This window comes from Nostocoides sp. (genome assembly GCF_035343835.1).
Lineage (GTDB): Bacteria > Actinomycetota > Actinomycetes > Actinomycetales > Dermatophilaceae > Nostocoides_A > Nostocoides_A vanveenii.
In genome coordinates this window covers 16660-22421 of the sequence record NZ_DAOQZV010000003.1, presented here as the reverse complement: position 1 = coordinate 22421, position 5762 = coordinate 16660, and the positions used below count along the sequence as shown (strand labels likewise).

The following is a 5762-nucleotide window of genomic DNA, read 5'->3' as shown; positions in this document are numbered from 1 at the left end:
GGAGTCCATGGACTTGACCAGCGCGAAGATCCGCATCATCAGGCCCATCTCGCCGTACATCGACCAGGTGACCCGCGTGCGCTCCGGCCCGGTCGGCGCGAGCGTGAAGACGATGCGATTGTCCGCCGGGAAGGGCTTGTCGAAGTGCAGCGCCACATCGACCCGGTCGTCGGTGACGCCGGTGATCGCCATCGTCCCCTTGCCCGCCTTCTTGTTGCCCTCCCAGGCGTATGCCGCGCCCACCCCGCTCGCGGAACCGCTGTAGCTGCGCTGCATCGCCTGGTCGAGATCCTCCCAGGGCGACCACGTGCGCCAGTGGTGGAAGTCGGTCAGGAGAGCCAGGATCGCCGCACACGTTGGCCGACGAGGTCGACGCTGGCGACCATGAAGACGATATTGGCACCCACCCATTCGAGGTGGAGGAAGCTGACCCGCTCGATGACGGGGCGCGATAGCAACGCCTCCAGGGCGCGGTTGCGGCTGAGCGGCGTCGCGGCCTCGCCGGTGAGGAAGTCCATATTGCGCCCGATCAGGAAGACCGCGACGACGCCGAGGAGGACGCCGACGGCGATCGAGCCGATCGCATCCCATCTCGGGTTGCCGGTCAGCTGGTGCAGGCCGATGCCGAGACCCGCGAGCACGATCCCGATGAGCGCGGACAGGTCCTCGGCGAAGACCGCGCGCAGCATCGAATCCGACGTCAGCCGGACATAACGCAGCGGATGCACCCGCCGCTTCCCCGCACCCGTGCGCGCTTGACGCAGCGCCTGTGTGAACGAAATCCCTTCCAGGACAGCGGAAAGCGCGAGAACGGCATACGCCCAGCCGTATGCCGCTTCCTCCGTCCCGGGCGACCGCAGCGTGGCGATGCCATGCCAGACCGAGACGGCCGCCCCAACCGCGAAGAGGCCGAAGGCGGCGAACTGGCACCGAAGGCGATCAGGACCGTGAGGAGCTCTCGCTCTGGGGCGTGCCGCGTTGATCAGGCGCCCCACTCAGGGCTCCGGATGCTACCGCTCGCTCCCCTGCCTCTCCCCCGTCGAGCGGGTCCGGGCGGCGGGGTTGGAGTGCACACGCGACGGGTCAGGCGCGCAGGGCCTCGGCCAGCTCGCGGAAGTCGCTGACGAGCACGTCCATCTCGGTCTGGGTGTGCGCGAGCGAGACCAGCCACTGCTCGTCCAGTCCGGGCGGGGTCAGGATGCCGCGGTTGACACCCCAGAGCCAGGACAGCTCGGCGACCTGGAAGTCGGTGGCCTTGTAGTCGCGATAGTTGCGCACCGGAGTCGGTGACCAGGTGATGCAGCCCTTGACCCCCAACGCCACGGTGTGGGCCGGCAGCTTGAACTCCGCGATGATCTCGTCCACCGCATCGAGGGTGCCGATGTTGATCTTCTCCGCGGCGTCGAGGGCCTCGTGGGTGCAGATCTCGTCAACGGCCTTGGCGGCCGCCATCACCAGCGGGTTGCCGTTGTAGGTGCCGAAGTGCGCCATCCGGCCGTCGACGACGACCTCCATGACCTCCTTGCGCCCGCCGAACGCGGCCAGCGGGAAGCCACCGCCGATGCTCTTGGCCAGGGTGACCAGGTCGGGCTTGATGCCCAGGCGCTGGCTGGCGCCGGCATACCCGGCGGTCAGGCCGGTCTTGACCTCGTCGAAGATCAGGACGACGCCGTGGGCGTCACAGGCCGCGCGGACGCCGGCGAGGTAGCCCTCGTCCGGGACGACGATGGCGATGTTCTCCAGCACCGGCTCGAGCACCATCGCGGCGATCTCGCTGCCATGGGCGTCGAGGATCGCGGTCAGCCGGTCCAGGTCGTTGTAGGGGACGACATAGACCGTTCCGGCCTCGACGTCGAAGGGCACCTGCGGCGTCGGGGCGTCCGCCGGGCCGATCTCGTCCAGGCCCGGCTTGACCGAGACCTGGAGCGCGTCATACCCGCCGTGGTAGCCGCCCTCGATCTTGATGATCGCCTTGCGGCCGGTGAACGCGCGGGCGGCGCGAACGGCATACATCAAGGACTCGGTGCCGGAGTTGGTGAAGCGCAGCATGTCCAGCCCAAAGCGGCGCTGGAAGCGCTCGGCAACCTCGGTCGCGGTGGGCGAGGGCGTCACGAACAAGGTGCCGACGTCGGTCAGGGCCTTCTGGACCTCCTCGATCACGACCGGGTTGAGGTGACCGACGAGCATTGCACCGAAGCCCATCGAGAGATCGAGCAGGCGGCGGCCGTCGACATCGGTCAGCCAGGCGCCGCGGGCGGAGGCGATCGAGATGGGGTAGGGGTCCCAGTGTTGGAAGGAGGAGGTAACGCCGAGCGGGAGCGACTTGCTTGCCTGCTCGTTGTGGGCGCCCGATGCGGCCGTGGAGGCGGTGAAGCGCTCCCATTCCGCGGCGAGCAGGCTCGCCACCCGCGCCTGGTCGAGCGGGGTCGAGGTCTCGGGCAGCCAGCGGCGGGTGGCCGGGTCGGGCTGGGGCCAGGTGGTGGACGCGGTCATGATGGTGCTGCCTCCTTGCCCGGCCGTCCTCCGGCGGGGCACGTGCCTGTTAGTGGGTGGCACCCATTGTTGCGCATTCGGACACGTATTGGCTATTCCACGACGGATTACGTATGCCGTTGGCGCACTTTGCTTCGGAATCCCCCGCCAGGAATCGTGTCTTCTACGAAGAAGTGCTCGTGGGCGTCGACGGCAGGAGGTCGAGTTGCATGGCGATCGCTTGGGCGGCCTCGGCGATGATCGCCTCCATGGCGGCGCGGGCAGCCTCAGGATCGCCTGAGACCACGGCCGTTGCCACATCCGCATGGAGGCGGATCGCCTCGGTTCGCGGCTGCGCGGGCATCAGGTCGTGTTCGGTGCGGCCGGTGAGCACCTCGGCGACCACACCGTCGAGAGCGGCGATCATCTCGTTGCCGGACGCCTTCATCAAGGTCGAATGGAAGACGACGTCGGCGGCGAGATAGGCGCGCAGATCGCCGGCCTTGCCGTGACGCACCATCTCCATGACCGCCCCCGTCAGGGTCGCGCACTGGTCGGGCGTCGCGCGCTGAGCGGCCAGTTCCGCGGCGACCGGCTCGAACCCCCGGCGCAACTCCGAGAGCGAGCGCAGCTGGTTGTCCCGTTCGGCCGAGCCGAGCCGCCATCGGATGACCAGCGGGTCGAAGACCTTCCACATCTCGCGCGAGGCGATGGTGACGCCCACGCGGCGCCGGCTCGCGGCCATCCCGAGTTGCTCCAGGACGCGGATGGCCTCGCGCATGACCGATCGGGAGGCGCCGTAGCGCGTCTCCAACTGCTCCGAGGACAGGACGGCGCCGGCCTCCAATCGACCGCTGACGATGTCCTCACCCAGGCGGTTGACGACAGCCGAGTGCAAGTCGGCCGGCTCACCCTCGGGGCGTTGGCCACCGGGGGTAAGGGGTGGGGGTAGGACAGCGGTCATACGGTCATCCTCCCTCATTTCGCCGATCACTCCAACCTTCGCGTCTCATAAAGCATACGTATTTGGATCAAGCGATTTGATTCGTAGGTTGTTTAATGCAATACTCCTCTCAATCGGATGCGAAGAAGGATCCGTTTAGGACAGGAGCACTCAATGACGAACTCACCCCCAGCAAGCCCCGAACCCGCGGCGCTCGTCGTGGTCATGGGCGTCTCGGGCTGCGGCAAGACGACGGTCGGCGCCGCCCTCGCCCAGCGTCTGCAGGTCCCTTACGCGGACGCGGACGACTTCCACCCGGAGGCCAATATCGCCAAGATGTCCGCCGGCATCCCCTTGGACGACCAGGACCGTGCGCCGTGGTTGTCCGCGCTCGCGCAGTGGCTGCGCGGTCATCACGAGACCGGCGCGGTGCTCGCCTGTTCCGCGCTCAAGCGCAACTATCGCGACCTGCTCCGCGAGGGGAACGACGAAGTGGAGTTCGTCCACCTCCACGGCGATCGCGAGGTCGTCGCGCGTCGCGTTGCCGGCCGGCCCGGGCACTTCATGCCGGTCGCGCTGGTGGAGAGCCAGTTCGCCACCCTGGAGCCGCTGGAGGCCGACGAGAGCGGCGTCACCATCGACTTCGACCTGCCCGTCGACGACATCGTCGAGGCGGTAGCCACCCATCTCGGCGCACCCGCCGTCATCCTGACCACCCCCCGGATCGGAGAGGCCAAATGACCACGACCTTGACCGCGCTCGGCCGCTTCGCCGCCGAGGACGCCCCCTCGCTGACCTCGGCCGGCGACGGCCAACTCATCGCCGCCGCCCTGGCCGGCATCGCCGCCGTCGTGCTGCTGATCAGCTGGGCGAAATGGCATCCCTTCCTTGCCCTGATCATCGGTGCCGCGGCGATGGGCGGCGTGGCTGCTGTTGCTCCGGCCGACATCGTCACCAGCTTCACGACCGGCTTCGGCAAGACCACCGGATCGGTGGGCCTGCTCGTCGCCCTCGGCGCGATGATCGGCAAGCTGCTGCAGGATTCGGGCGGCTCGGAATCCATCGTCGACAAACTCATCAACGGGGTGAGCGAGGCACGCCTGCCCTGGGTAATGGCCGGAATCGCCTTCATCCTCGGCATCCCGCTCTTCTTCGAAGTCGGCGTGGTGCTGCTGGTGCCCGTCGTCATCTTGGTGGCCCGCAAGCTCGACATGTCCCTGATGAAGGTGGGCATCCCGGCGCTGGCCGGCCTTTCCATCCTGCACGGCTTCGTCCCGCCCCACCCCGGTCCGCTCGTCGCCATCGACGCCCTCGGCGCCGACATGGGGACGGTTTTGATCTTCGGTCTCGTCGTCGCCGTGCCGACGCTGGTCATCGCGGGTCCGCTGCTCGCGCGCTTCGTCGATCAGTGGGTTCCCAAGCACGCCGCTGCTCTGGGGGCCGGCGGAAGTGGTCCGGTCGACTCCGAGCCCGGCCAGCCCATCACCAAGCGCCCCGGCTTCGGCCCCGCCGTCATCTCCATCACCTTGCCCGTCCTGCTCATGCTGGCCCGCGCCGTCGCCGAGATCACCCTCGAGGACGGCAATGGTCTGCGCACCTTCCTGGAGTTCCTCGGCACCCCGGCCGTGGCACTGCTGCTCGCAGTGCTCGTCTCGATGTGGTTCCTCGGGTTCGGCATCGGCCGGAGCAAGGAGGCGATCGAGAAGACCATCGGCGCCTCGCTGCCGCCCATCGCCGGGATCCTGCTCATCGTGGCCGCAGGCGGTGGTTTCAAGCAGATGCTCGTCGATGCCGGTGTGGGCCGGGTGATCGGTGACCTCGCCCAGGGCTCCGGCCTCTCGCCCCTCCTGCTCGGCTGGCTGGTCGCCGTCGGCATCCGCCTGGCCACTGGGTCGGCCACGGTCGCGACAATCACTGCCGCCGGCATCGTCTCGGAGTTCACCACGACCCTCGACAAGCCGATGCTGGCCCTGCTCGTCCTGGCCATCGGCGCCGGCTCGCTGTTCTTCAGCCACGTCAACGACGCCGGCTTCTGGCTGGTCAAGGAGTATTTCGGCCTGACCGTCGGGGAGACCATCAAGTCGTGGTCGGTCATGGAGACCGTCATCTCGGTGGTGGGGCTGCTCAGCGTGCTGGCGCTCTCCGTCTTCGTCTAAGACACCGCCCGATGCCTCGGGGTGGCATCGGGCGCCTCGGGCAGGACAGCTTTCCCGGCCTATGCGACAAACCCCTCGTTCGCACGAGAAGACTTCCCGTGCGAACGAGGGGTTTGTCCGGTGAGTCCCAGGTAGGGCGTCAGTGCCGTCATCGAGGGCTCGGACGCGGCGACCGCCGCTCGCATGCTGTC

Annotated in this window: 5 protein-coding genes and 1 pseudogene; 2 read left to right on the top strand and 4 right to left on the bottom strand. The window is 68.1% G+C overall.

Annotated features, from left to right (window positions below; all coding sequences use genetic code 11):
• The 4 genes and pseudogenes from PKH97_RS00605 to PKH97_RS00590 all read right to left on the bottom strand — a co-directional run.
• Nucleotides 1–276, bottom strand: a pseudogene (locus tag PKH97_RS00605) (transcriptional regulator); the annotation flags it as partial.
• Nucleotides 277–329: 53 nt separating this feature from the next.
• Nucleotides 330–995, bottom strand: a complete 666-nt coding sequence (locus tag PKH97_RS00600; protein WP_324385452.1) for a cation transporter — start codon at nucleotides 993–995, stop codon at nucleotides 330–332.
• Between the two features lie 88 nt (nucleotides 996–1083).
• The gene (locus PKH97_RS00595) at nucleotides 1084–2493 is read right to left on the bottom strand and encodes an aminotransferase class III-fold pyridoxal phosphate-dependent enzyme (protein WP_324385451.1); all 1410 of its coding nucleotides are present in this window, start codon (nucleotides 2491–2493) and stop codon (nucleotides 1084–1086) included.
• Between the two features lie 163 nt (nucleotides 2494–2656).
• On the bottom strand, nucleotides 2657–3436 hold the full coding sequence (locus PKH97_RS00590; protein WP_324385450.1) for an FCD domain-containing protein: 780 nt from the start codon (nucleotides 3434–3436) through the stop codon (nucleotides 2657–2659).
• A gap of 153 nt (nucleotides 3437–3589) precedes the next feature.
• Between PKH97_RS00590 and PKH97_RS00585 the strand changes: the two genes are divergently transcribed.
• Together PKH97_RS00585 and PKH97_RS00580 are read left to right on the top strand one after the other, a co-directional pair.
• Nucleotides 3590–4156, top strand: coding sequence for a gluconokinase (locus PKH97_RS00585; protein WP_324385449.1), 567 nt, complete (start codon nucleotides 3590–3592; stop codon nucleotides 4154–4156).
• Entirely contained in the window at nucleotides 4153–5571 is a 1419-nt protein-coding gene (locus PKH97_RS00580; protein WP_324385448.1) for a gluconate:H+ symporter, read from the top strand. The genes PKH97_RS00585 and PKH97_RS00580 overlap by 4 nt, the downstream gene beginning before the upstream one ends.
• Nucleotides 5572–5762 lie beyond the last annotated feature (191 nt).

Coding starts and splice junctions, on each gene's coding strand:
- PKH97_RS00585 (WP_324385449.1), top strand. CDS start 3,590: ATGACGAACTCACCCCCAGCAAGCCCCGAACCCGCGGCGCTCGTCGTG.
- PKH97_RS00595 (WP_324385451.1), bottom strand. CDS start 2,493: ATGACCGCGTCCACCACCTGGCCCCAGCCCGACCCGGCCACCCGCCGC.
- PKH97_RS00580 (WP_324385448.1), top strand. CDS start 4,153: ATGACCACGACCTTGACCGCGCTCGGCCGCTTCGCCGCCGAGGACGCC.
- PKH97_RS00590 (WP_324385450.1), bottom strand. CDS start 3,436: ATGACCGCTGTCCTACCCCCACCCCTTACCCCCGGTGGCCAACGCCCC.